Source organism: Streptomyces sp. NBC_00335 (genome assembly GCF_036127095.1).
Taxonomy (GTDB): Bacteria; Actinomycetota; Actinomycetes; order Streptomycetales; family Streptomycetaceae; genus Streptomyces.
Genome location: NZ_CP108006.1, coordinates 8,398,855 through 8,422,403 on the forward strand (window position 1 = coordinate 8,398,855; position 23,549 = coordinate 8,422,403).

Below are 23,549 nucleotides of genomic sequence, written 5' to 3' on the forward strand. Positions count from 1 at the left end.
GCCGGAACCGTTCCGCCTTCGCAGGTCCGTGGCCGCAGAGGGTCAGCTCAGCACGAGCAGGACCGCCAGCGCGAAGAGCAGTGAGTCGATCCGGTCCAGCAGACCGCCCGAACCGGGCAGCCACCCCCCGGCGTCCTTCACCTTCGCGCCTCTCTTGATCATGGACTCAAGCAGGTCGCCGGCCGGACCGCCGACCGCGGCCGCAATCGCCATCGGCCAACTCAGCGCCGACAGGAGGCCGAGGACCCCTATGGCTGCCGCGGCCCCGGCCAGGGTTCCGCTCCACCGTTTGGCCGGTGACAGCGGCGACAGGCGCGGCCCGCCCAGCCTCTGGCCGGCGAAGTACGCCACGATGTCAGCGGCCGAAACCGCCACGAACAGGGCCAGGGCGCTCGCTCCGAGCGGTACCAGCGCGGCCAGGACACTGAGCCAGGCGAGGCCGAGGAGCCCGGAGGCGAGCCGACGCAGGCCGTGATCGGCGTCGCCGGCCAGGAGCGGCACTGAAGCCACCGCGAGGGCGCCGATCGCCAGCGCGCGAGGTTCCTGCCCGGGAGCCCACAGGGCGGTGAGCACCACGCCCGTCACCGCCGAGGCGAGCACCGCCCGGTCGGCCCGGGGCATCCGCATCAGGCTGCCGAACTCCATCGCCGCGATCATCCCGACGACGACGGCAAGGGCCGCGGCGCCCGGACGACCCAGCCAGAACGCAGCCGTGACCAGCGGCACTCCGACGGCCCAGATGCACCACCGGATCATCAACTCCCGGCGCCGGGACGCTGCCACCGCGACACCGGTCAGCGCCAGCGCCCCACCAAGGACGGGCGCCAGAGAGGCTACCGTGATCACAACGAGGGGCCGGTCGCGGAGACGCTCTCCAGCATCGGGACGGGTGAGGCCGAGCCCGGTCGCAGCACGCTCATGGCCTGCCGGAAAGCCGACACGATGCGCGCGTTCTCGACCGTGTCCCTGACCGCGATGCGCACCGTACGCCCCTGGTACTCGCAGGACATGGGCGACAGATCCCGCAGATAGACGTCGAGTCGGCGACACTCCTTCACCAGTTGCGCGGCGCTCGGGCCATCGGACGGCAGCGTCACGGTGAGCCAGTTGGCGACGGATTCCTCCACCGTCACGCTCTCATCCGTCCCGACAAGATCGGCGGCCAGTTGCCGCCGCAGGGCATGGGTGTGAAGCCAGCGGCTCCTGTAGTACGCCGGGTCGCGCAGGGCGGCCACTGCGGCCAGTTGCGCAGGCAGGCTCACCGCCCAGGGCGGCGTCCGCCGGCGCAACTCCATTGCGGTGACCGGCTCGGCAACCAGGTATGCGGCCCGCATGCCGGACAGCGCGTACATCTTGGACAGGGAACTGCACACCACCACCTTCGGATCCGTCGCGGCAAGGTCGACGAGCGACTCGCTCATCTCGACATAGCCCAGGTACGCCTCGTCGATCCACCAGCGGGTTCGCTCGGGCGCGGCGGCGATCAGGGAGCGCAGTTCGGCGGCAGGGGCATGGCGCCCGGTCGGGTTGTTCGGATTGACGACCACGACGAGGTCGTAGCCGCCGTGCTCGACAGCCGTGGACAACTGGTCCCAATCGATGCGCCAGCCGTCCTCGCGGCGCAACCGGAACCGGGTCACCTGGCATCCGATGACCTTCTCCGTGACGTGGGCGTACTCGCCGTAGCCCGGGTCCAGCAGAAGCACCCTGCTCTGCGGGGTGAGCCACTGACCGAAAGCCCTGAAGATCAGGTCGGACGAACCGGCTCCGGGTACGAGTGCATCCAACGGCAGTGCCCGTACCCGGGCGATCTCCGCCAGCAGACCGTCGGCGCCGGTCGGAGGCGAGGTCCTGGCGGCCCACTCGGGATCATCGGTGAGCACCGCTCGTACGCCGGGCGCCGGCGAGAACCAGGCATCCAACACATCCGCCGCGACGACCTGATGGCGGCGGTCGAGGTCCTGGAAGTCCGTTCCGATGGCAGCGAACGAGAGGCCTCCGTGCTCGCAACCGTCCGCGCGGGGTGCGAACGGAGCGTCCAGTCGCCAGTCCACTTGGGCTCGCAGTCGGTTCAACGTCGTGCGATGGCGGTCCATCGCACCCCTCGTCAGCTCGGTGACGTTGCCGGTCAGCACCTCGAACGTCAACGCCCCACTACGCACGGTGCGCCCGACCGGCTGCAATCCGGCGGCCAGATACATGTCGAGCAGCTCGGTGCGTCCCATCGCCACCACCCGACGGCCACCCCGGGAAGCGATCCAGCGCAGCGCCGCATACATGAGCAGCGCCGCCGCCGCGGAGGTCCGCCAACGGGGCTCGACGGTGAGAATGCGTATTTCGAAGAGATCTTCCTCGTCCAGCAGCGGCAGCTCTTCGCGGGACACGTACTTGTCCAGTGCGTACCGCTTCAACCAGGGCGGGGTCAGACTGATGAAGCCGATTCGGGCCTCTCCTCGTGCCGCGACCAGATAGACGTTGTCGCCGTCCAGACCGTCACGAAGCCGCCCGACCGAGTTCGGTTCATGCTGGCCGAGCTCTTGCGCGTAGACCCGGTGACGCAACTCGTGGATCCAGTCGAGATCCTCGGCAGTGGCGGCGCGCAGCTGCAATTCACGTTCCATCAGTTCCTCATCCTTCGAATTGAGTTGATCATGCGCAGCGTGTATCTGCCGTGTCAGAGCTGTCCGGCTCATTCGACCTGGGTACGGGTGCTCAGGCGCACCGGCTCGGGGTGTGCGACAGACCCGGGGAACAGCGGGCGCGCCGAACAGGGAGACCGTGCTGGAGGTCGTGGGCCCTCTCGCCTGCCCCGTCGAGGCCAAGACCGACGCGAAGTACGGCGTCTACGAGCGGATCGCCGGCTGCGGTGATCCGGTAATCGGATGCAAGGCGCCGTCTAAGCGAAGGAACGCAGTGGGCGCATCGAACTCTGCGGGCGAGCAATGGGGATGATGGGCATCGCGGCCATCCGTCAATGCCGGAGCCTCATTCGAAACCCTCGCAGTGTCAGCAAGGGTAGAAATCGTCACCCAAGTCACCGGGGGCCGGAGCGTCGAGGGGCACCTCTGATGATGCCGCTTCATGCTCTATCCTGCCCTGGAACTCGCTGTACTCGGCCGAGTGTACCTCACACACATTTGCCGTCACGGTCTCTCAGGAGAGCTTCCCCTTTTTGAATCACTGCTGTGGAGAACGTTTTACGGAAATGTCCTCATGTACAACGATGGGAGCCTTCAACGAGACGTTCTCATGGGCGTCGTTGAGGGGGGTGCTGTCGGATATGAACGGCGCTGTAGTGAATGGCTCCAGAGTTCGCCGGTACCTGGCAGAGGTCCATGAGGGGCGAAGGGGCCGCAGGACCGATTCCCGGACGATGTCGAGGCGCTCCGCGGCGATGAGACGAGACCGGCTGTGACGGCTGTGAGGCCCTCGGCATTTCTCCCCAGGGCGGCGTCGGCTGCATCGCAAGCGCATGGGATTCCTGATCCGGACGAGGCCCCTTCCGCCGTGTGGTGCGGCAGGTGCGGGGGTCGCGAGGCTAACGTCAATGTCATGACACCTGATTCCCTGCGCTCCGTCACCGTCGAGCGGACCGGTCCGGGCACGTTCACCGCGACCAACTCCCGTGGTGACACGATCACCTTCGCCACCGGATCCGGTGCGGGCTTCACCCCGGTCGAGCTCTTCCTCGCCGCGATCGGCGGCTGCTCGGCGGCGGATGTCGACGTCGCCACCAGCCGGCACGCCGAACCCGCCGAGTTCTCCGTCGCCGTCCACGGCCACAAGGCCGAGGACGCCGGCGGCAACCTCATGACGGACCTGGAAGCCGCCTTCACCGTCCGCTTCCCCGCGGGGGAGGCCGGCGACCGGGCCCGTGCGATCCTGCCTCGTGCGGTGAAGACCTCCCACGACAAGCTCTGCACGGTCAGCCGCACGGTGGAGGCCGGAACCCCGGTCGCCGTAAAGGTCGTCGACACGGACTGACCAGCCGAAACGAGGGACCGGGATCCGGCTGGGCAACGGCTCTCAGCCGGCTGTACGGGGCTGAGGCCGGCTCAGGACCAGCGCGTTGGAGCGGTCCAGGAGGAGTCGAGCGCCGGGGTGTCGTTGATGGGCGGCCAGGTGTTGGCGTATGCGGGTGTGGGCCTGGTCGACGGTCGCGGAGTGCAGGTGGGGGAGGGCGGCGAGGAACGCCGTCCAGTGTGCTCCGGCCTCGTCGAGGTGGCCGATGCCGGTGAGGGTTTCGGCGAGGTCGGCGTGGGTGAGGGCCGTGTTGCGGCGCTCGTCCGGGGGGCGGTGGCGCAGGGAGGCGGTCAAGGCGATGGCGGCCTGACGGTGCTCGCCGACGGCCCGCAGGACCTGTGCGCGCTGGTAGTCGAACGCGGCTCTCGGATAGGTGCCGCCGAGGCCGTTCCTGCCGGTCCGTCCGTTCCCACCGACCTGTCCGTCGTCGTGGAGGGCCTCGGCGGCGACAAGGACGCGGACCGCGGCTCTCGGCCTGGCGTCCAAAGCGAGGGTCAGGGCCTGCTGGGTGAGTAGAAACGATTCCTCGGCGTGTGCCGCCCTCCCCCTTGTGGTCTTGACGGCGGCGTCGGCGAGGGCCGCCGCGTAGCGGTGGCGGCCGATGCGGACCGCTTGGGCGCTCATCACGCGCAGGGTGATCGCGTACGTGGTGCGCTCGTCGGCCTCGGCGGCGAGGGCCAGGGCGGCCGTGAAGTAGTGCTGTGCCAGGGCGTGGTGACCCGCGTCGTCGCTCATCCGGGCCATGAGGTGCGCCAGCTCGGTCGCGGTACGGAGCCCTTGGCGGCGGTCTGCACCGGGGGCGATCCGGGTCAGGAGCGCGGCCATGTCGTCGGCGATGTAGGAGGCGACCGCGCCCCGGCCGTGCCGGCCGCCGAAGGCGTCGTACATGGTGTGGAACACCTTGGTCATCTGGGCGGACGCCAGGGCGGGACCCGCGACCGGTTGGCGGCCGGGGCGTGCGCGGGGTGGAGGGACGCGGTCGTGCCAGGGCGGCTGGGGTACGGGTCCGGGGCGGAAGACGCTTCGGGTGAGCTCGGCCCGCCCTTCCACGGTGAGGTCCTCGCGCGCGAGGAGGATCAGAGTGGCGAGGGGGCTCGCGCCGGGACTCAGCGCGCGGACGGCAGCCCCCAGGTGTGCGGGGTGGCGGGTGAGCCCGGTGTCCTCGGCGCTGACGCAGCGGCCGAGTCGCTCCGAGAGGGCCTGGGCCACGAGCTCGGGGACCGGTGCCGGCGGGCGGGAGCCGGCCAGCCAGTGCGAGACGGTCGAGCGCCCGTAGGCCACATCGAGGCCGGCGGGGTGCGCGAGGGCGCGGACCTGGCGGGCCAGTTCCGCTGCGCTGTACCCGGCCTCGTCCATCAGTGTCTTCAGCTGGTGATTGGCATGTCGTCGCACCGCGGGGCCCTCCCGATCCGGCAGGCGGCCGGCTGAGGAGGGCCGACCGCGAAAGTGCTCCCGGGTGCGGTTACCCCCGTAACGAGCAGAAAGGCTTCTCCTGGGAGTGACCAGCAGCAGAGGTGTTCGGAATCCCGGAAAGGCCGCTGAGGGCCGGGAGGCACCGGGGGGCCGGGGCCGGGGCCCGTACCCGGCCGCTCGGAGGTCGGGTACGGGGTGGATCCCCGCATCCCGGTCAACGACGCGGCGGCGGGCCTGGTTGGCGTCCGCGGCTCCCGCACATGCGTGCAGAACCGTTTCCCTGCGGCCTCGTTCAGGAGACCGGGCACACCCGCATGCTCGCTCCCGATGCCTCGACACGGACGGGTCGGCTCCCGCCCGTGGCCCGTGGCCCGTGGCCCGGGGCCCGTGATCCGTGACCCTCCACACCTGAGAAGCCGTTCACAAATGCGCAAACGTGCACGGTGCGAACCTCCGTGGGCGCGGACACCCCTTCCCCTCGACACCGGCGCAGATCTTGACTGGTCACAGCAGCCCCACCACACGTGGTTGCCGTCCCCGCGACAGACGCAGCACGTCTAGGTTCCCGGCTCCCTCCCCACCGCGCGGATCCCTGCCAGCACTGCCGCCACAGCGGCAGGACCGGAGCACGATGAACATCGACCAGCGGCGCACGGGCGTCGTCGTGTCCTACAACCGCGACCGCGGGTACGGCTTCATCCGCCCGTACGGCGACCAGAGCACCCTCTACGTCGAGCGGAGAGCGCTGGAAGGGTGGCTGCCCTTCCTTGCCGAGGGACAGCAGGTGTCCTTCCTCGTCGAGTTCACCCACGGCCGGTTCACCGCCGAGCGCGTCCTGCCCTGAGTACGCGGCGCCTGCCCACTGCCGGGCATCTCGCGGACGCGGCTCCTTGCGGCCCGGCCGGGGGAAGCCCGCTGCCGACCGTCTCGGCCCTCGAAGGCGCCGAGCCGCTCGACCTCGTCCTCTGCCGACCGAACTGCCCTGACACATCGGCGATTCCAGGTCCGGCCCGCGCCTCTCGGGAGGCTCCGTTGTCCATACCGCCACCCGTTCCCGGGGTCTGGCGCGATCCGTCCGTCCCCACCGCCCGTACGTGGACCGAGCCGATGGTCCGGGCCTGGGTGCAGCGCCTGCCCGCGGACAGCGATGTGCCACTCCTCATCCGCAGGATCTGTTCCACCCCCGGTACCGCGGTTCCCACGTCCAGTCTGATCGCACTGCTGCCGCACTGTCCGAGGTCACAGGTCCGGCGGCACATCGGTGCGTGTGTGCGGCGGGCGAACTCGGCTGCCCGGATCGTCGAGGAGCTGCGCATGCCCATAGCCCGCGCCCGCGACGGCACGTACACGGCCTCGGACGCCGTCGCCCGCATCGTCCTGGACGAGCTCGACCACCGACTCGACCACCCGCGTGACCACCCGCTCGACCACCGACTCGACCACCCGCGCGAGGACCGGCCGCCACCCCGGCTCCCCATCCTCGCCACCGATCACCGCCGCTCACCCCGGACAAAGGATGTCAACGTGGAGAACGCCCCGATCCCCGCACAGGACCCGAAGCCCGTTGCAGCACCAGGCCTCACCCTGCCCTCGGACCCGGCGGAGCAAGCCGTCCGCGAGTTCAGGTGCGAGCGCCGGACCCGGCTCTCCGACCTCGACCGGTTCGGACGGGTCCACAACCTGTTCCTCATCCAGTACATCGAGGACGCGCAAGTCGAGTTCGGCTACGCGGCCACCCCCGGAGCCGACGGGCTCCTCGACGTCGGCTGGGCCGCGGTCCGCCGTGACACCTCGTTCCTGCGCCCGCTGCCGATGATGGCCGAACCCGTCTCGATCATCACCGCCGTCGGCCGGCTGGGCCGCTCCACCATCACGCTCCGCTCGCGGGTCGAAAGCCAGGGCGTGGTGCACGCCCGGTCCGTCGACCAGTTCCTGGCCTGCGACGTCCAGGGCCGGCGCCGGCGCATCGACGACACGGAGCACTCCTGGTACCTGAAGTGGTCCGCCCCCGAGAACGCCGACTCCACCAAGCGCTCCTGATCCGGGTGATCCGGGCCGGTGGCACACCGGACGACGGAACAACGACCCACACCGCAAGCATCGAGGAGTTGATCCGGATGGACACCTACGACAAGAGCGTCCTGGGCCACGAGGTGCCGGGAGAACTGGAACGGCTTCGCCGGCTCGAAGCACTCGCCGACCCCCTGACGCGCAAGACCCTCGACAGGATCGGCATGACCTCGACGTGGCGCTGCCTCGACGTCGGCGCCGGCGCCGGATCGGTCGCCCGCCACCTCGCGCAGCGGGCGACGGCAGGCCATGTCACCGCCACCGACCTCGACACCCGGTTCCTGCCCCTTGACGTGCCGAACCTGCTGCCTCTGAAACACGACGCCTGCGTCGACGACTTCCCTGCCGAATCGTTCGACCTGATCCACGCCCGTCTCGTCCTGGACCACCTTCCGGACCGGGAGAGCACCCTGCGCCGCATGATCGGCTGGCTCGCCCCCGGAGGGTGGCTCTACCTCGGCGGACTCGACGTGAGCACGTCCCTCAACTCCCCGTACCGGCCGGTCCTGGACGGCGTGTCGAGGTTCGCCTCGACGATGACGGCGCAGATGGGAACGGACCTACGCTTCACGCGCCGTGCCACCAGCCTCATGCGCTCCATGGGGCTGCGCCACGTAGGCATCGACTGCGCGCCCATCATCCTGGGCGACCGCGGCGAAGGGGACCGCTTCTTCGGCATCATGCTCAAGCAGTTCCAGACGGCCCTGCCCGCATCAGACCAAGAGGCACATGCCGAACTGCGAACAGCCACCGAGTGGCTGGCCGCCCCGACGGGCGTCGAGATCGGAGGGCTCTTCACGGCGGCCTGGGGGCAACGCGGCTGAGTCCCGCAGACGCCGGCAGTGCTCAGCGTCGCTGGCCCTCCCGGCCTTCCCGGCCCTCCGGCCCTCCTGGCCCTCCTAACCGTCCTGGTCGTTCACGGTGGCGAGGGATGCGATCCGTTGCTCGTGGTCGGGGAAGCGCAGAGTGAGGGTGAGTCCCCCCTCCGGGCCGCCGGGTCGTGCGGTCAGGGTGGCGTGATGGGCCTGGGCGATGGAGGCCGCGATCGACAGTCCCAGGCCGTGGCCGGTGCTCGCGGTGCGGTCTCCGTCGAGGCGTCGGAAGGGCTCGAACAGGTCGGGGATGCGGTCAGCGGGGACTTGGCGGCCGGTGTTGGTCACCGTCACGGTCGAGGCGCCGAGCCGTACGAGGACGTGGCCGCCGGGGTGGTTGTACTGGACTGCGTTGCCGACCAGGTTCGCCAGCAGGTGCCGCAGCAGCACGGGGTCACCGGGAACCACCAGGGGCGTGCCGGCGCCGGCGTCGGTGTCGATGCGCAGGCCGGCCTCGGCTGCACGCGGAGCGAACTCGGCGATCACGAGCCGGGCGGTGACCGTGAGGTCCACGGGCTCGGTCTCCTCCAGTCCGCGGTCGCTGCGGGCGAGCAGCAGGAGCGCGTTGATGAGCTGTTCCGCTTCCCGGTTGGCGGTGAGCAGGTCCTCGCGGACGTCGGTGAGACCGTCGGGCAGGGGGTCGGCGAGGCCGACCTGGAGGGTGGTGCGCTGTACCGCGAGGGGCGTTTTGAGTTCGTGGGAGGCGTTCGCGATGAAGCGGCGCTGGCTCTCGAAGGACTTCTCCAGCCGGTCGAGCATGCCGTCGAAGGTGTCGGCGAGGCGGAGCAGCTCGTCGTCGGGGCCGGTGAGCGCGAGGCGCTGGTGCAGGTTCTGTTCGCTGATGCGGCGGGCGGCTTCGGTCACGGAGACGACGGGACGCAGGGCCCGTCCGGCCAGCCACCGGCCGAGGAGCCCGGCGAGGAGTGCCATGACGACGAGGCCGACGGCGGACCAGCGGACCATTTGGCCCAGCGCGGTGTCCTGGACGGCCCGCACGGTTTGGTCGATCTTCTGGAGCATGGCGACATCGCTCGGAGGCTCGGGCCTGCCGTCCGGCCGGGTGGGGTGCACGGACTCCACGGGCGCCACGGACTCCATGGGCGCCACGGACTCCCTGGGGGTCGCCTGACCGCTCGGCAAGTCGCCGTAGGTGACCGAGATTCCCTGGACCTGCTGAGCCGTTCCGTAGCGTGCGAGCAGCACGACGAAGGTGAGGAGGAGGATGCCGGCGAGGAGGAAGAGCCCGGAGAAGGCCATGGCCAGGCGCGCACGGAAGGGCAGCCTGCTCAGCAGGGCCCGGGGGTTCAGCGGTGCCGGGAGGTTCAGTCGCACAGCCGGTACCCCTCTCCCTTGTCGGTGAGGATCGGGCAGGAGTCGCCCAGTTTGCCGCGCAGGCGGCTGATGGTGGTGCGGACGGCGCTGGTGCGCGTGTCGAGGTGTTCGTCCCAGACGGTGCGGACGATGTCGTCGTGGGCCACTGGTGCTCCGCCGGCCCGCATCAGCAGGCGCAGGACCGCGGTCTCCTTCGGGGACAGTTCCAGCGGGATTCCGTCCACGGACACCTCGCGACGCGTCTCGTCGAGGGTGATGTTTCCGAAGCTCAGCACGGTGTGGTGGGGCTTGGGGGTACGCCGGCTCAGTGCCCTCACCCGGGCGACGAGTTCGGTGAAGTCGAAGGGCTTGGCCAGGTAGTCGTCGGCGCCGAGCTCGGTGAGGCCGTAGACCCTGTCCGTGAGCTCGCCCGCCGCCGTCAGCATCAGGATCCGGGGAGGGTCGCTGAGCTCGCGCAACCGTCTGCAGACCTCGTCGCCGCTCATGACCGGCAGGTCGCGGTCGAGGATCAGGACGTCGTAGGCGGTGAGCAGGCACATCCGCTCGGCCTCGTCGCCCGTGGCGGCGAGGTCGACGGCCATCGCCTCGCGGCGCAGACCGGTGGCGATGGTACGGGCGAGGACGCGGTGATCCTCGGCTACCAGGACTCTCATGACTACAGGAAACCAAGATCACGATTGCAGTCGGATAAAGACGCGGGAGCCGGGGGAGTGAGGGCCGGGGCCAAAGACCAGGCCAGACGTGCGAGGCGGTTCCTTATGCCGCTGTAACACGCTTATCCGTCAGCAAACAGCAGACTGCTTTCGTCTCGGGCATGAACTTCGTCAAGCGTGCCGCTACGAGCCTGGGTGCCAGAAGATCCAAGACCGCGGCCCTGCTCGCGATCTTCCTCGTCATCTGCACCCTGCTCCTCGGCGGCTTCCTGCTACAGGCCGCAGCAGCCCGCCAGGAAGCCGACGCGCAGCGCTCCATCGGTGTCGACGTGACCGTCAGGAAGGAGGGTCTTACCCAGACACTGGCCGACCGGCTCGGCCACGTGCGCCCGGTGCACCGCTACAACGTGGAGATCCGGGTCCGGGCCGACCCCCAAGGGTTTGCGCCGTTGACGCCGAACGCTCCGGAGCCGCGCGGTACCGAGGCCGAGGAGGAGGCGAAGGCGAAGGCGAAGGCGAACGGCGCGCTGGCCGTGAACGGCGTCCGCGACTCGGGCATGCTGCTGCCCTTCTCGTACGGCTCGACGAAGATCACGGCGGGTCGCGGCATCACGCCTGAGGACGCGGGCGGCGACGTCGCGCTGATCGAGCAGCGCCTGGCCGACGAGAACGACCTGAAGGTGGGCGACACCGTACGGGTGCGGTCGGCGGACGGCGCGCGCACGACGGCCGTGGTGGTCGTCGGCATCTTCCAGGACCCGGCACGGGATCCGACGACGTGGATGCCTCCGCATGAACTGCCCGGCAACACGCTGTACGTGCCGCCGGGCACCGTACAGAAGCTCGCTGCCGGGTCCGGCTCCGCGACCGTCAGCGAGGCGGTGTTCAAGATCGGCTCGCCGGACGGGACCCGGCAGCTGCACGCCGAAGCCCAGCGGCTCCTGGGCAACGGCAGCTTCGAGTTCCGCGTCAACGACAAGGCGTACAAGGACCAGGTGCTCCCCATCCAGCGGGTCGGCACCTTCGCGGGACTCATCGTCTGGGTGATCGCCCTGGCCGGAGCGCTGATCCTCGGCCTCATCGTGACACTGCAGATCCGCGAACGGCGCACGGAGTTCGGGGTGCTGCTCGCGATGGGCGAGAAGAAGTGGAAGCTCATCGGCCAGCACGCCGTCGAAGTGGCGGCCGTGGCCCTTCCCGCGGTCGCTCTCGCCGCCCTGGCCGGCTCGCTGGCCGGACAGCCCGCCGGGGAGGCGTTCCTCGGCCATCAGGACGACAGGCCGGTCTCGGCAGCCCGTGCCCCGGACATCGGGATCGCCCCGCCCGCGGTACGGGTCGAGCCGGCCGATGTCGGCAAGGTCGCCGGCATCGGGCTCGGGATCTCCCTGATCTCCACCGTCATCCCGGGCATCGGGATCCTGCGCCTGCACCCCCGCTCCATCCTCACCGACAGCGAATAGCGGCTTCACCTCCCCGTTTTGCCGCTTCACCTCCCCGAATAGCCACTTCACCTCCCCGAACAGCCGCGCCGCCTCCCCGAATGGCCGCGCCGACTCCCCGCACGGCAGTCACACCACACCGACCAGCCACCCACTCGCACGGACCGAGAAAGCAGCAGATCCCCTTGAACTTCGTCAAACGCGCAGGGCTCAGCCTGTGGGCCCGCAAGGGCCGCACCCTGATCACCCTCGCCACCTTCCTCGTCATCTCCGTGATGGTGCTGGCCGGCGTCCTGATCAACGGTGCGACCACCCGGGCCGAACAGGACGCCAAACGCTCCGTGGGCGCCGAGGTCAACCTCGACATGGACCTGAGCCAGATGGGCAAAACGGCGCAGCTCCAGGCACCGAGCATCGAGGCCTCGACCGTCGACAAGATCGGGTCCCTGCCCCAAGTGCAGAAGTACACCTACTCGGTGTGGGACCGCGCCCTCCTCACGGGCAAGAACAAGCTGGTCGACGGCGGCCCGAAGGACCCCATGGGCCCCGGCGGAACCGTCGCCACGGGAGTCCTCGACTCCTCGCTGCTGCCGGACTTCCGCAGCGGCAAGTCCGTCCTCCTTTCCGGTACGCACATCACGGCCGCCGACAAGGAGGAGAAGCAGCTCTTGATCGAGGAGCGGCTGGCCGAGCAGAACGGCCTCGAGGTCGGCGACAAGATCACCCTGACCGGCAACGACGAGAAGACGACAGCCGAGTTCACCGTGGGCGGCATCTACCGCGACCCCCGCCCCACCGCCGAGGCCGACGCCGAGTACGGCGTCAGCCCGGCCAACATGCTCTACGCAACGGTGGGCGGCCTCGGCGCGCTCGGCACCGAGGGCAACGGGCCGCGGAAGGTCGGCAAGGCAACGTTTCTCCTGCAGGACGCGGACGTCCAGGGCGCGTTCAAGAGCGAGGCGAAACGAATCGCGGGCCCGGCGCTGGCCGGCTTCAAGCTGGACGCCAACGACAAGGCCGTCCAGCAGATGACGGGCCCCCTCAAGAGCATCCGCTCCACAGCCACCGCGGCCATGTGGCTGATGGGCCTCGCGGGCGCCGCCGTACTGGCCCTGCTGGTCAACCTCGCCGTCAAGCAGCGCCGCACCGAGTACGGCGTCCTGCTGGCGATGGGGGAGCAGAAGACCAAGCTCATCGCCCAGCAGGCCTTGGAGATCGTGATCGTCGCCGTCATCGCCATCGGCGTGAGTTCCCTCTTCGCCCCGAAGCTGACCCAGAGCGCCGGCCAGGCACTGCTCGGCAAGGAAGCCTCCGCCGCCGAGCGGAAGCTCGACTCCTGGAAACCCCCGGCCCTCGGCAGCACCGGACTCGACCAGGGCATCGACCCGAACGACAGGCCCGTCGAGAACGCCGACCCCATCGACGAGATCACGGTGGTGCTCGACCCGGCAGACCTCGCAACGGTCGGTGGCGTCGGCCTCGGCATCGGCCTCCTCGCCACCGCAGTTCCGGCCGCGTCCGTACTGCGGCTGAGCCCCCGCACCATCCTCTCGAAGGGCAAGTGACCGCCATGACCGCAACCACCACCGCCACTCAGGCCCAGCCCGTCCTACGCCTCAACGGGGTCAGCCACACCTACTCGGGCCAGCGCCGCAGGACCACGGTCCTCAGGGACGTCGACTACGCCTTCGAACGCGGCACCTTCTACACGATCCTGGGTCCCTCGGGCAGCGGCAAGACCACCCTGCTCTCCCTGGCCAGCGGCCTGGACACCCCCACCCAGGGTGCGATCAGCTTCGACGGGCAGGACCTCGCCGAGGTCGGCCTCGGCCGCTACCGCAACAAGCACGCCGCCACGATCTTCCAGCAGTACAACCTCCTCACCTACATGACCGCCCTCCAGAACGTCACCACCGCGATGGAGATCACCGGCGCGAAACCCGCGACCGGAAGCCGCAAGGCCAAAGCCCTGCAACTCCTCGAAAACATCGGCCTCGACAAGGCGATGGCCACCCGCAACGTCCTGCAGCTCTCCGGCGGCCAGCAACAGCGCGTCGCCATCGCCCGCGCCCTCGCCTGCGACGTCGACATCCTCTTCGCCGACGAACCCACCGGGAACCTCGACGAAGACACCGCCCAGGGCATCATCGACACCTTCCGCGACCTCGCCCACGAGCAGAACAAGTGCGTGGTCGTCGTCACCCACTCCCAGCAACTGGCCGCGCAGTCCGACCGCATCCTCAACCTGCGCAAAGGCAAGCTCACGGAGCAGGTGAACGCCCGATGAGCGGGGCAGCCCCACCGTCCGTCGGCTCACCGTGAGTAGTGATGCCATACCCTTCGGTGACGGAAGTGGTTGCGGCAAGACGAAAGAGGCAGGTGGACCGGGATGCGCGAGACACGTCACGCGGCGCGGGTACTGGGGGCGTGCGCGGCGGCGCTGACGCTGGCGCTGGCGGCGCCGGGTACGGCGCAGGCGGCGGACGGGGTGCTGTTCATCGATCGGTCACCGGTGCATGACCCGTCCGGCTGCTACCCGTTGGGCGACTTCGTGCCCTCGGAGGTGGCGAACCTGACGAACGAGACCGCCTTCGTGTGGTCGGGCCCCCACTGCAACGGGCAGGTGACGGGAGCCGTCCTGCCGGGTGAACTCGTCCGTCCCGCCCCCGGCATGAGCCTGTTCATCCAGTAGCAGCACGTCGGGCGTCCGCCGGCTCGGGTGGGGGTCAGGTCACGGGCGGGTCAGGAACGCACGGAGGGCGGCGCCGGTCTCCTTCGGGTGGGTGAGGAGCCCTCCGTGCGCGGCGCCGGCGATGACCGTGAACTCGCCGCGCGGCAGGGCGTGGGCGGCGGCCTTGGACGCGTGCGGCGGGAAGTAGAGGTCGTGCTCGAAGCCCAGGACCAGCACGGGGACGGTGATGTCGGCGAGCGCGGCCATGCGGTGCGGGTCGCGCAGCCACGCTTCGGCTGCGGTGGCCTGGCCCACCTCCCCGTCGGACGAAGTCCAGAGGTCTTCCTGGGCTCCGAGGAGCTCCAGCCAGGCGCGGGTCTGCTCCTCGTCCTCGCGCAGGACCGCCGGCGGCAGGCTGGAGAGCAGGGTCTGCAGGCGGGTGAACGCGGCGGGCAGCCGACCGGTCGCGGCGATCAGCTCGGCCTCCGCGTCCAGCATCGCGTCGAGGACCCCGGTGACCGGTCCTGCGCCCGCCATCAGCACCGCGGAGGCCACGAGGTCGGGCCGGGTACGGGCCAGCAGCTCGACGGTGAAGCTCCCCAGCGAGTACCCCACCACCGCGGCGCCGGTCAGGCCGAGGGCGTCCATCAGCCCCGCCAAGTCCCCGGTTAGGTCCGCCATCGAGCACACCGCCGAAGGGGCGTCGGAAGGGGCGACACCGCGCGCGGCATAGGTGATCACCTCGAAGCCCGCCCGCACCAGGACTTCGCGGACCCCGCACAACTCCCATGCCACCGGCGGCATCCCCGTACCGCCCGCCAGCACCACCGGCCGGCCCCGCCCTGTTCGCTCGTACGCGATCCGCACCCCGTCCACGACCACCGACTCCACGCGCGCCCCCTGCTCCGTGCTGATGTGTCAGGGAAGGATGCCCACTCCGGAGACCACCTCACCCGCCTACGGGACTGCGGCCTGGTCGTCGCCGTTTCCGACGGCCACTGCACCCCGGCTCGATCTCGGTCGACCGAGGCGATAGCGGTCAGGGCCCCGGCCGCTGGTCGGCCCGGGACCCGGCCGGTGCCGCGAGGACGAGGGCGAGCACCGCGTCTCCCGCCTGCCACGCCATGGCGCGGCGACGTCCGCCGAGGACGGGCGGCCGCAGACCCAGGATGGCGATGCCCCGCGCAGCGGTCCCGAAGATCCCGGTCCGGTCGGCCTTGACCGCCGCTTCCTTCAGCGCCCAGGCGCCCGCCAGCGCGTCGGGCCGGTCCGTACCGACGAGGGAGAGCTCCCCGGGCGAGAGCACGTGGTCCGCGACCCGGCGTACCGCGTCGGCCGAGGCGGTCTCGCACAGGTCCACCCCGACCGGCTGCGGTGCGAGGGCCGCGGCGACGTGGTGGGCGGTGTGGCTGATGGAGACGTGCAGGGCGGGCACCGGGCTGCCGCCGACGAGGACGTGGGGGCTGCCGTCCTCGCGCGGGAGGATCTCCACGTCGGCCGCCGGGGCGTCGAGGAACTCGCCGACCAGGCGCTTGGCGAGCAGCCGCCCCGCCGCCCACTCGGCCTGCCGCCAGGCGGGCAGAGCCCGGGCCAGCTGCTGCTCTGCCGGTGAGAGTGACGCGAGGGACACCGCCGGGTGGAGGGCGGGGCGCCGGGTCACGAGGACCCCGGCCCCGCCCCATCGGTGGACCTGTCCCGGCTCGATCGGCGGAAAGACGGTGTGCACGGCGGCGGGGGTCACGCGACGGCGGGGGCGGGGGCGGGGGCGGCGGTGGCCGGGTCCGCGTCCGGCTGCCGCAGTGCGCCCTCCAGCGCGGTCACGGCCTGCCGGATCTGGTCGGGCGTGTGGTCACTGGTGATGAAGAAGCGCAGCCGGGCCATTTCCTCCGGTACGGCCGGGTAGAGGATGGGGTTGACGCTGATGCCCTGCTGGAAGAGGGCCTCCGCGAGCTTCAGGGTCTTCAGCGAGTCCCCGACGATGCACGGGACGACCGGCGTGTCGTGGCTGTCCCCGACGTCGATCCCCGCCTCGCGCGCCAGGCGCACGAACAGCGAGGCGTTGTACGCGAGACGCGTGACGCGCTGCGGCTCGGTGCGCAGGAGGCGCAGCGCGGTCAGGGAGGCGGCGGTGTCGGCCGGGGTCATGCCCGCGCTGTAGACGAAGCCCGGCACGGTGTAGCGCAGGTACTCGATGACCGGGCGGCTCCCGGCGACGTAGCCGCCGCAGCTGGCCAGGGCCTTGGACAATGTGCCCGACCACAGATCGACGGCCGAGCGCTCGGTGGGGTGGTACTCGCCGATGCCGCGCCCCGTCGCGCCGATCGTGCCGATGCTGTGGGCCTCGTCGATCATCAGCAGCGCGCCGTGGCGGCGCTTGACCTCGATGAGGGCGGGCAGGTCGGCGATGTCACCGTCCATGCTGTAGACGCCTTCGATGACGACGAGCACCCGCCGGTACTGGTGGCGGACCTGGCTGAGCAGGGCGTCGAGTGCGGCGGCGTCGTTGTGGGGGAACGGCCGCCGGGTCGCGCCGGAGAGCTTGCAGCCCTGCAGGATGCTGTCGTGGGCGAGGGAGTCGTGGACGACGAGGTCGCCGGGGCCGACGAGGTGCCCGATCACGGTGACGTTGGTGGCGTGCCCGTTGGCCAGGGTGAGCGCGGATTCGCATCCGAGCAGTCCGGCGAGTTCCGCTTCGAGTTCCAGGTGGAGCGGACGGCTGCCGGACAGCAGCCGGCTGGCGGACACCGAGGTGCCGTAGCGCTCGACCGCCTCCTTGGCGGCCGCCTTCACCGACGGGTCGGTCGCCAGGCCCAGGTAGTTGTAGCTGGAGAAGGAGACGAGTTCCCGGCCGTCGATGACCGTCGTGTCCGTCATACCGGCCTCGTGGACGAGGAAGTACGGGTTGGAGAGTCCCAGCCCGGCCAGCAGGGCGATCCGCTCGCCGTGGGCGGTGACCTCCGGGAAACGGTCGATCCGCGTGTGCTCCTCCGGCGCGGCCGGGGCCTCCGCCGGCTGGTCCGGGGGCGTCGGGACCACGTGCAGCCGGGGGGAGTCCGCTGCCGCGGGCGGGTCGGGAGCCACCACGACCGGCGTCGGGTCGGCGGAGATTGCCGGAGGCGTCCCGTCACCGTGTCCGGCGCGCTGCCCGGGGACGGGCGTCTCGGCCGTGGGCTCCGGGCAGACACCCGTGATCAGCGCGGTGAGCCGGGCGACGGTCGGCCGGTCGGCGGCCCGCTCGTCGAAGGTCCACTGCGGCCACTGCCGGGTGAGGGAGGTGAACAGGTCGGTCAGCATCAGCGAATCGAAACCGAGGTCGTCGATCAGCAGTTGGTCGTTGCTCAGCTGCTCCACCGGGAAGGCGCTGACCCGGGCGACCTGCGCGAGCACGGCTTCGGTGACCTCGCCGGTGACCTCGTCGGCCGCTGCGCGCGGGGCGGGCCGGCCGGCCGAGTCGGCGGCAGGGGTCGCGGACTCTTCGAGGGCCGCGGCAGCGGGTACGGCCGGGGCAGCGGGCACCGGCGCGGGGAGCGTCGCCGTGAGGCGGGCGAGCAGATCCGCCTGCTGCTGGACCAGCTGGAGCAGTTCGTCCATCGGCGTGTTCGCCGGGTCGTGCGTCGGGGCGTTCATCGAGGTCTCCTCGGGCTGTGCGAGTTCTACGGGCTCTACGGTCCGTACGGGCTCGGCGGACCGCACGCGCTGCGGCGCGGGCGAGGCGGCGGCCGGGTCCTGCTTCGTGGCACGCCTGGTCGCCACCCAGTAGGACTGGGTCGCGAGCCGGGCCACCGGCAGGTCCAGCAGCCGGCGGTCCTCCTCGGCGATCAGGGCGCGCGGGTCGACCGGGACGCCCAGGACCGCGAGCCGGGCGAGTGCCAGGACGAAGGTGCGCCCGCCGTCGGCCGTCCCCTCGACGGGGACGACGTGGACGTCGTCGTGGCCGGTGAGGTTGCGGCGGACCGAGGTGAGGAGCGAGTTGCCGCCCGTCACCTGGAGGAACACGCGGGCGCCCTGCTCGTAGGCGGTGCGGACGGCGTCGCCGAAGAGGACCGGCGCGGACGCGTGACGGGTCCACAGCTCGCGCAGCCGGTCGGGGTCGGTGCAGACCTCGGCGTTCACGGACGAGACGAACGGCAGGACGGGGCTGGTGATCGGGCGGGCGGTGAGGCCCGAACGGATGGTGTCCTCTACGGCGGCCAGGTGCGGCGAGTGGAAGGCGTTGGACACGTCGAGCGTCGCCGTCGCGACCCCGGCTTCCGCGCAGGCCTCGCGCAGGGCGGCGAGTCCTTCCGGAGTGCCGCTGACCACGATCTGACGCGGCTGGTTGAAGCAGGCGAGCCACACGCCGTCGATCCCGTTCGTGAGCCGGCGGCAGGTCTCCTCGTCGGCCTGCACGGCGAGCATCCCGCCCGGGAAGCGGGACTCCGCCTGCCGGAGGGTCGCACCCCGGTGGACCAGCAGCCGGACCGTGTCCACGTGCGTGAGCGCTCCGGCGGCCGCGGCCGCTGCGAACTCCCCGGCGCTGTGCCCGAGAGCGAGGTCGGGACGGATGCCGCAGTCGGCGAGGACGCGGGTGGCGGCGATCTGGACGGTACCGAGCAGGGGCTGGCACACCTCGGTGGCGGCGAGCCGCTTCCTGAGCTCGTCGGTGTCGCCGTGGGACCGGGCCTCATCGCCGTACAGCAGGTCGGAGAGGTCGAAGCCGACGTCCCCGCGGGCCACGGCGTCGAGGACGGCCACGGCCGACCGGAAGGCGGGGAACCGCTCGTGGAGGTCCCGCATCATGCCCGGCCGCTGGCTGCCCTGGCCGGGGAAGAGGAAGGCCACGCGGCGCTGCGCGGCCGGCAGCGGGTTGTCCGCGGCGAAGGCGCCCTCGCCGAGGTCGCCGCGCGCGCCGGCCAGGAGCTGCTCACGGGCGTGGTGCAGCCGCTCGACGAACGCGTCCGTGCCGGTGGCCACGATCGCGAGCCGGGCCGTCAGCGGCTCCCGGGAGCCGAGGGTGTGGGCCACAGCGGCCAGCGGGGCACGGTCCGCCGTGTCGAGTGCGTCGAGCACGTCGCCGATGTGCTGGTCCAGCAGTTCGGCGTTGCCGGCCGAGAGGAGGACGAGGTGGGCTCGGGCGTCGCGGGTGCTTCCGGCGTCTGCGGTGCCTCCGGCTTCTCCGGTGTCTTCCGTGTCTCCGCCGTCTTCGGCGCGGTCCGGGAAGTGACCGGGGGCCGGTTCGGGGCGCTCCTCCAGCACCACGTGGACGTTGGTGCCGCCGAAGCCGAACGAGCTGACGGCGGCACGTCGCGGAGCACCGGTGTCCGGAAAGGGCAGTGCGGTGGCCGCGAAGCGCAGGCCGGCGGCGGAGATGGCCAGGTCGGGGTGGGGGGTGGTGGCCGGCTGCGGCACGATCGTGCGGTGGTGGACGACCAGGGCCGTCTTGATCAGCCCCGCGATGCCCGCCGCGGCCAGGGAGTGCCCGATGAGGGCCTTGCCCGCGCCGAGGTAGCACAGGGCCGGGTCGTCGTCCGGGTACTCGGTGCGCAGGCGGCGCAGGGCCTCGGTCTCGGCCCGGTCCCCGGCGGCGGTGCCGGTGCCGTGTGCCTCCAGGAAGCCCACGGAGGAGGGCGCGACGCCCGCGTCCTCGTAGGCCCGGTGCATGGCGCGCAGCTGACCCTCGGAGGTGGGTACCAGCGGTCCGGGGGAGGCGCCGTCGTTGGCCGAGCCGATGCCCTTGATCACCGCGTAGACGCGGTCGCCTTCGGCCAGTGCGTCGGCCAGCGGCTTGACGACGACGACGCCGGCGCCTTCGCCGAGGACGAAGCCGTCGGCCTCCGCGTCGAAGGGGCGGCACACCCCGGCGGCGGACAGGGCGCGGAGCCGGGAGAAGCCGACCAGGCTGTCGGGGGTGAGGTTGAGGTACACGCCGCCGACGAGGGCGATCCGGCAGCTGCCGGATCGCACCTGGGCGATCGCCTGGTCCAGGGCGACCAGCGAACCGGAGCAGGCGGCGTCGACCGCGAAGCTGGGCCCGCCGAGGTCGAAGTGGCGGCTGACGGTCCCGGCCGCCATGTTGAGCAGGCTCCCCGGCAGGGTGAAGGCGTCGATGGTGCCGAGCTGCCGCGCCCGCTCCTTGGCGGTGGCGCCCCCGGCCTCGGCGCCGTCGTCCGCCGCGGCCTCTGCCTCTGCCTCTGCCTCTGCCAGGGTGATGGCCCGGAGGGGGGCCGTCATGAGGTCCTTGTAGTCGGACACCGATATTCCGAAGAACACCCCGGTGTTCTCGCGGTCGAAGTCACCGCGGCCCATCCCCGCGTCGGCGAGCGCCTCGCGCGTGACGTCGAGCATCAGCCGGTGCTGCGGGTCCATGGCCCTGGCGCGAGCCGGCGGTACGCCGTAGTGCGCCGCGTCGAAGCGGTCCAGGTCCTTCAAGAAGGCGACCTGGTCGGTGTACGAGGCGTTGGGGGCCGATCGGTTGCCCGGGTCGTGGAAGGTCCCGTGGTTCCAGCGTTCCCCCGGGACGGCGGAGAACTGACGCTCCGCACTCATCAGGAGCTTCCAGTAGGTGCGGATGTCGGGGGCGCCCGGAAAGCGGCAGCCGAGTCCGACGATGGCGATGTCAGTCATGGGTCTTCCTTGTCGTAGCGCCCTGGACGGACGGCGGCCGGGGCTGGGCGGGGCTGGAGGGTCGGGAGGGAAAGGGTCAGAAAGGTCAGAAAGGTCAGAAAGGTCAGGAGGGTCGGGACGGAGCGAGGCCTGGACCGGGCGGGAGCGCCCGGTGCTCATCGGCGCGCGTGGGCGTGCGTACGGACGACGGTGCGGCTCGGTGAGCAACGGCCCGGGGCGCACCGCCTCGCGGTGACCGGTGGAGGCCGGGGCGCCGGCTGCGGCGCTTTGGGCTTCAGCGCCTTGGGTGCCCACCAGTTCAGGCCGCCGGCCAGGCGCATGAGCGCCGGTACGAGGACGCCCCGTACGAGCGTGGCGTCGAGGAGGACGCCCAGACCGGCGCCGATGCCGAAGAACTGCAGGAGGGAGACCTGGGAGGTGCCGAAGCTCAGGAGGGTGAATGCGAGCAGGGCGCCGGCTGTGGTGACGATGCCTCCCGTCCGGGCGATGCCCGTGACGATCGAGTCGGTGTTGTTCGCCCCGGCGTCGTGCGCCTCCTTGATCCGGGCCAGGACGAACACCTCGTAGTCCACCGAGAGCCCGAAGAGGATGCAGAACAGCAGCACCGGCATGGTCGTGCTGAGCGGTCCGGGCGTGAAACCGAGCAGGCCGCTCAGATGGCCCGTCTGGAAGATCCACACCATCGCTCCCAGGACGGCCGTCAGGCTCAGGGCGTTCAGCGCGATGGCCTTGAGGGGCAGGAGCAGGCTGCGGGTGAAGCCGAAGAGCAGCAGGAACGTGGTGACGGTGATCAGGGCGAGCGCCGGCGGAATCCGGTCGCCCACCGTGTCCTTGGCGTCGACCAGTACCGCGCTCGGTCCGCCGACCAGGACCTCGGTGCCCGCCGGGGCGGGGATCTCGCGGACTTCGTGCACGAGCTGCTGGGCAGCCCGCGAGCGGGGGTCGACCCGCGGCACCACGGAGAGCTGGGCCAGACCGTCGTCCGCGGGCCCGGCGACCCGGGAAACCCGGGCGACGTGGGGGAGCGCGGACAGCCTGCGGACGTAGTCCTCACCCGCGGACCGGGGCGCCGTGCCCGTCACGGAGACGGTGAGCGCGTCGGCGCCCCTCATGTCGAACGCGTCGCGCACCAGGTCACCGGTCTGCCGGCTGGACGCGCTCGTCGGCAGCGCCCGGTCGTCCGGGGTGGCGAAACCGGCGTGCGCGAACGGCGCGGCCAGGACCACCAGCAGGCCGATCACCGGCAGCGCCGCGAGCAGCGGGCGGCGTACGACGATCCGCGCCAGCCCCTCCCAGAAGCGCGATCCGGAGCCCGTACGGGCCCTGCGGCGCCACGGCACGGGCCAGGCGTTCACGCGCTTGCCGAGCAGCGTGAGCAGAGCGGGCAGGACGGTCACGGCGCTCGCGGCGGCGATGGCCACCACGGCGATGCCCGCGTAGGCGAAGGAGCGCAGGAAGTACGGCGGGAACACCAGCAGCGTCGCGAGCGCGGCGCAGACCGTCGCGGCACTGAAGGCGATCGTGTGGCCGGCGGTGCGCACGGTCCGGATGGCGGCCGTCCGCGGCAGGTACCCGGCGGCGAGCTCCTCGCGGAACCGCGAGACGATCAGCAGCCCGTAGTCGATGCCCAGCCCCAGGCCGAGCGCCGTGGTGAGGTTCAGCGCGAACACCGACACGTCGGTGACGGAGCCGAGGACGCTCAGGACCAGCAGGGTCCCGGCGATGGCGAGGACCCCGATCAGCAGCGGCAGTGCGGCGGCCACGACGCTGCCGAACGCCAGGACCAGCAGGATCAGGGTGCCCGGCAGCACGACGGCCTCGGCACGCTTCAGGTCGGACTCCGCGATGTCCTGAAGCTCCGCGTCGGTGAGCGCCGACCCTCCCACGTGCACGGTCAGGGCCGCGTCGGAAGCGCCGCGGGCGGTCAGCTCCGCGCTCAGCCGCTCGACCCGCGCACCGAGCTGTTCGCCCTCCCCGTCCACGTGCGCGACCAGCATGGCCGCGTCGCCGACCCGGCTGCGCAGCTCCGCCGCGCCACCGGTCCAGTACGAGGCCACGCCGCTCACGTGCGGCTGGGCGGCGAGCCGACGGGTCAGTTCCTCGCCCTCGCTCCGGGCCGCCGGGCCGTCGACGGAACCGTCGCGGGCCTGTGCGACGACGATCAGGTTGGGGGATGCCCCCAGGTGCTCGGCGGCCATGCGGGCGGCGCGGCTGGACTGGGACCGGGGATCGTCGTACCCCTGCGTCTTCAGCCGGCCGGTGGCCTCCGCGCCGAACACGACGGACAGGGCGAGGAACACGAGGGCGGCGAAGAGGACGAGTCCGGGACGGCGGGTCACGAAGACACCTGCACGACGGGACATCGGGGTCTCCGATCCGGGTGGCGGTTCGTCCTGCTCTGGTGCAGGACGGCGGACCTCCACCGTGCCCCGGCCGGGGGGCGGGGCCGTAGCCCCGGCTACTCGTTACTTGA

Annotated in this window: 17 protein-coding genes; 8 read left to right on the forward strand and 9 right to left on the reverse strand. The window is 71.3% G+C overall.

The genetic code is table 11. The annotated features are described in order from the left end of the window. Nucleotides 1–42: 42 nt before the first annotated feature. The gene (locus tag OHA37_RS37995; protein ID WP_266913656.1) at nucleotides 43–846 is read right to left on the reverse strand and encodes a phosphatidate cytidylyltransferase; all 804 of its coding nucleotides are present in this window, start codon (nucleotides 844–846) and stop codon (nucleotides 43–45) included. Further along, a complete protein-coding gene (locus OHA37_RS38000) occupies nucleotides 843–2,621 on the reverse strand; it encodes a histidinol-phosphate aminotransferase family protein (RefSeq protein WP_266913658.1) in 1,779 nt (592 codons plus the stop codon). Before OHA37_RS38000 ends, OHA37_RS37995 begins: the two co-directional genes overlap by 4 nt. A gap of 931 nt (nucleotides 2,622–3,552) precedes the next feature. Here OHA37_RS38000 and OHA37_RS38005 point away from each other — a divergent pair. Next, nucleotides 3,553–3,984: an OsmC family protein gene (locus tag OHA37_RS38005; protein WP_266913660.1), complete on the forward strand. Its 432-nt coding sequence runs from the start codon at nucleotides 3,553–3,555 to the stop codon at nucleotides 3,982–3,984. 42 nt (nucleotides 3,985–4,026) lie between these two features. Here OHA37_RS38005 and OHA37_RS38010 read toward each other — a convergent pair whose 3' ends face one another. After that, on the reverse strand, nucleotides 4,027–5,415 hold the full coding sequence (locus tag OHA37_RS38010) for a hypothetical protein (RefSeq protein WP_266913662.1): 1,389 nt from the start codon (nucleotides 5,413–5,415) through the stop codon (nucleotides 4,027–4,029). A gap of 652 nt (nucleotides 5,416–6,067) precedes the next feature. Between OHA37_RS38010 and OHA37_RS38015 the strand changes: the two genes are divergently transcribed. The 3 genes from OHA37_RS38015 (at nucleotide 6,068) to OHA37_RS38025 (ending at nucleotide 8,330) form a co-directional block, all read left to right on the forward strand. Further along, entirely contained in the window at nucleotides 6,068–6,280 is a 213-nt protein-coding gene (locus OHA37_RS38015; protein ID WP_266913664.1) for a cold-shock protein, read from the forward strand. 470 nt (nucleotides 6,281–6,750) lie between these two features. After that, nucleotides 6,751–7,476 (forward strand): acyl-CoA thioesterase, encoded by a 726-nt coding sequence (locus OHA37_RS38020; protein WP_266913666.1) that lies wholly within the window; start codon nucleotides 6,751–6,753, stop codon nucleotides 7,474–7,476. 77 nt (nucleotides 7,477–7,553) lie between these two features. Next, nucleotides 7,554–8,330 (forward strand): class I SAM-dependent methyltransferase, encoded by a 777-nt coding sequence (locus tag OHA37_RS38025; protein WP_266913668.1) that lies wholly within the window; start codon nucleotides 7,554–7,556, stop codon nucleotides 8,328–8,330. Between the two features lie 75 nt (nucleotides 8,331–8,405). Here OHA37_RS38025 and OHA37_RS38030 read toward each other — a convergent pair whose 3' ends face one another. Together OHA37_RS38030 and OHA37_RS38035 are read right to left on the reverse strand one after the other, a co-directional pair. Next, complete coding sequence (locus OHA37_RS38030) at nucleotides 8,406–9,635, reverse strand: sensor histidine kinase (RefSeq protein WP_266914164.1); 1,230 nt, start codon at nucleotides 9,633–9,635, stop codon at nucleotides 8,406–8,408. A gap of 65 nt (nucleotides 9,636–9,700) precedes the next feature. Beyond that, a complete protein-coding gene (locus tag OHA37_RS38035; RefSeq protein WP_266913670.1) occupies nucleotides 9,701–10,363 on the reverse strand; it encodes a response regulator transcription factor in 663 nt (220 codons plus the stop codon). A gap of 161 nt (nucleotides 10,364–10,524) precedes the next feature. Between OHA37_RS38035 and OHA37_RS38040 the strand changes: the two genes are divergently transcribed. The 4 genes from OHA37_RS38040 to OHA37_RS38055 all read left to right on the forward strand — a co-directional run bounded on the left by OHA37_RS38040 (nucleotide 10,525) and on the right by OHA37_RS38055 (nucleotide 14,494). Further along, nucleotides 10,525–11,823, forward strand: a complete 1,299-nt coding sequence (locus tag OHA37_RS38040; RefSeq protein ID WP_266913672.1) for an ABC transporter permease — start codon at nucleotides 10,525–10,527, stop codon at nucleotides 11,821–11,823. Between the two features lie 164 nt (nucleotides 11,824–11,987). Continuing rightward, entirely contained in the window at nucleotides 11,988–13,367 is a 1,380-nt protein-coding gene (locus tag OHA37_RS38045; RefSeq protein ID WP_266913674.1) for an FtsX-like permease family protein, read from the forward strand. A gap of 5 nt (nucleotides 13,368–13,372) precedes the next feature. Continuing rightward, nucleotides 13,373–14,089: an ABC transporter ATP-binding protein gene (locus tag OHA37_RS38050; protein WP_266913676.1), complete on the forward strand. Its 717-nt coding sequence runs from the start codon at nucleotides 13,373–13,375 to the stop codon at nucleotides 14,087–14,089. 102 nt (nucleotides 14,090–14,191) lie between these two features. Beyond that, on the forward strand, nucleotides 14,192–14,494 hold the full coding sequence (locus OHA37_RS38055) for a hypothetical protein (RefSeq protein WP_266913678.1): 303 nt from the start codon (nucleotides 14,192–14,194) through the stop codon (nucleotides 14,492–14,494). Nucleotides 14,495–14,533: 39 nt separating this feature from the next. On the opposite strand, the gene OHA37_RS38060 is transcribed toward OHA37_RS38055, so the two are convergent. The 4 genes from OHA37_RS38060 to OHA37_RS38075 form a co-directional block, all read right to left on the reverse strand. Continuing rightward, a complete protein-coding gene (locus OHA37_RS38060; RefSeq protein ID WP_266913680.1) occupies nucleotides 14,534–15,364 on the reverse strand; it encodes an alpha/beta fold hydrolase in 831 nt (276 codons plus the stop codon). Between the two features lie 148 nt (nucleotides 15,365–15,512). Continuing rightward, a complete protein-coding gene (locus OHA37_RS38065; RefSeq protein ID WP_266913682.1) occupies nucleotides 15,513–16,199 on the reverse strand; it encodes a 4'-phosphopantetheinyl transferase family protein in 687 nt (228 codons plus the stop codon). An 11-nt stretch (nucleotides 16,200–16,210) separates the two neighbouring features. Continuing rightward, nucleotides 16,211–21,076 carry a type I polyketide synthase gene (locus tag OHA37_RS38070; RefSeq protein ID WP_266913684.1) on the reverse strand — a complete coding sequence of 1,622 codons (4,866 nt, stop codon included), beginning with the start codon at nucleotides 21,074–21,076 and terminating at the stop codon, nucleotides 16,211–16,213. A gap of 155 nt (nucleotides 21,077–21,231) precedes the next feature. Next, entirely contained in the window at nucleotides 21,232–23,439 is a 2,208-nt protein-coding gene (locus OHA37_RS38075; RefSeq protein WP_266913686.1) for an MMPL family transporter, read from the reverse strand. Nucleotides 23,440–23,549 lie beyond the last annotated feature (110 nt).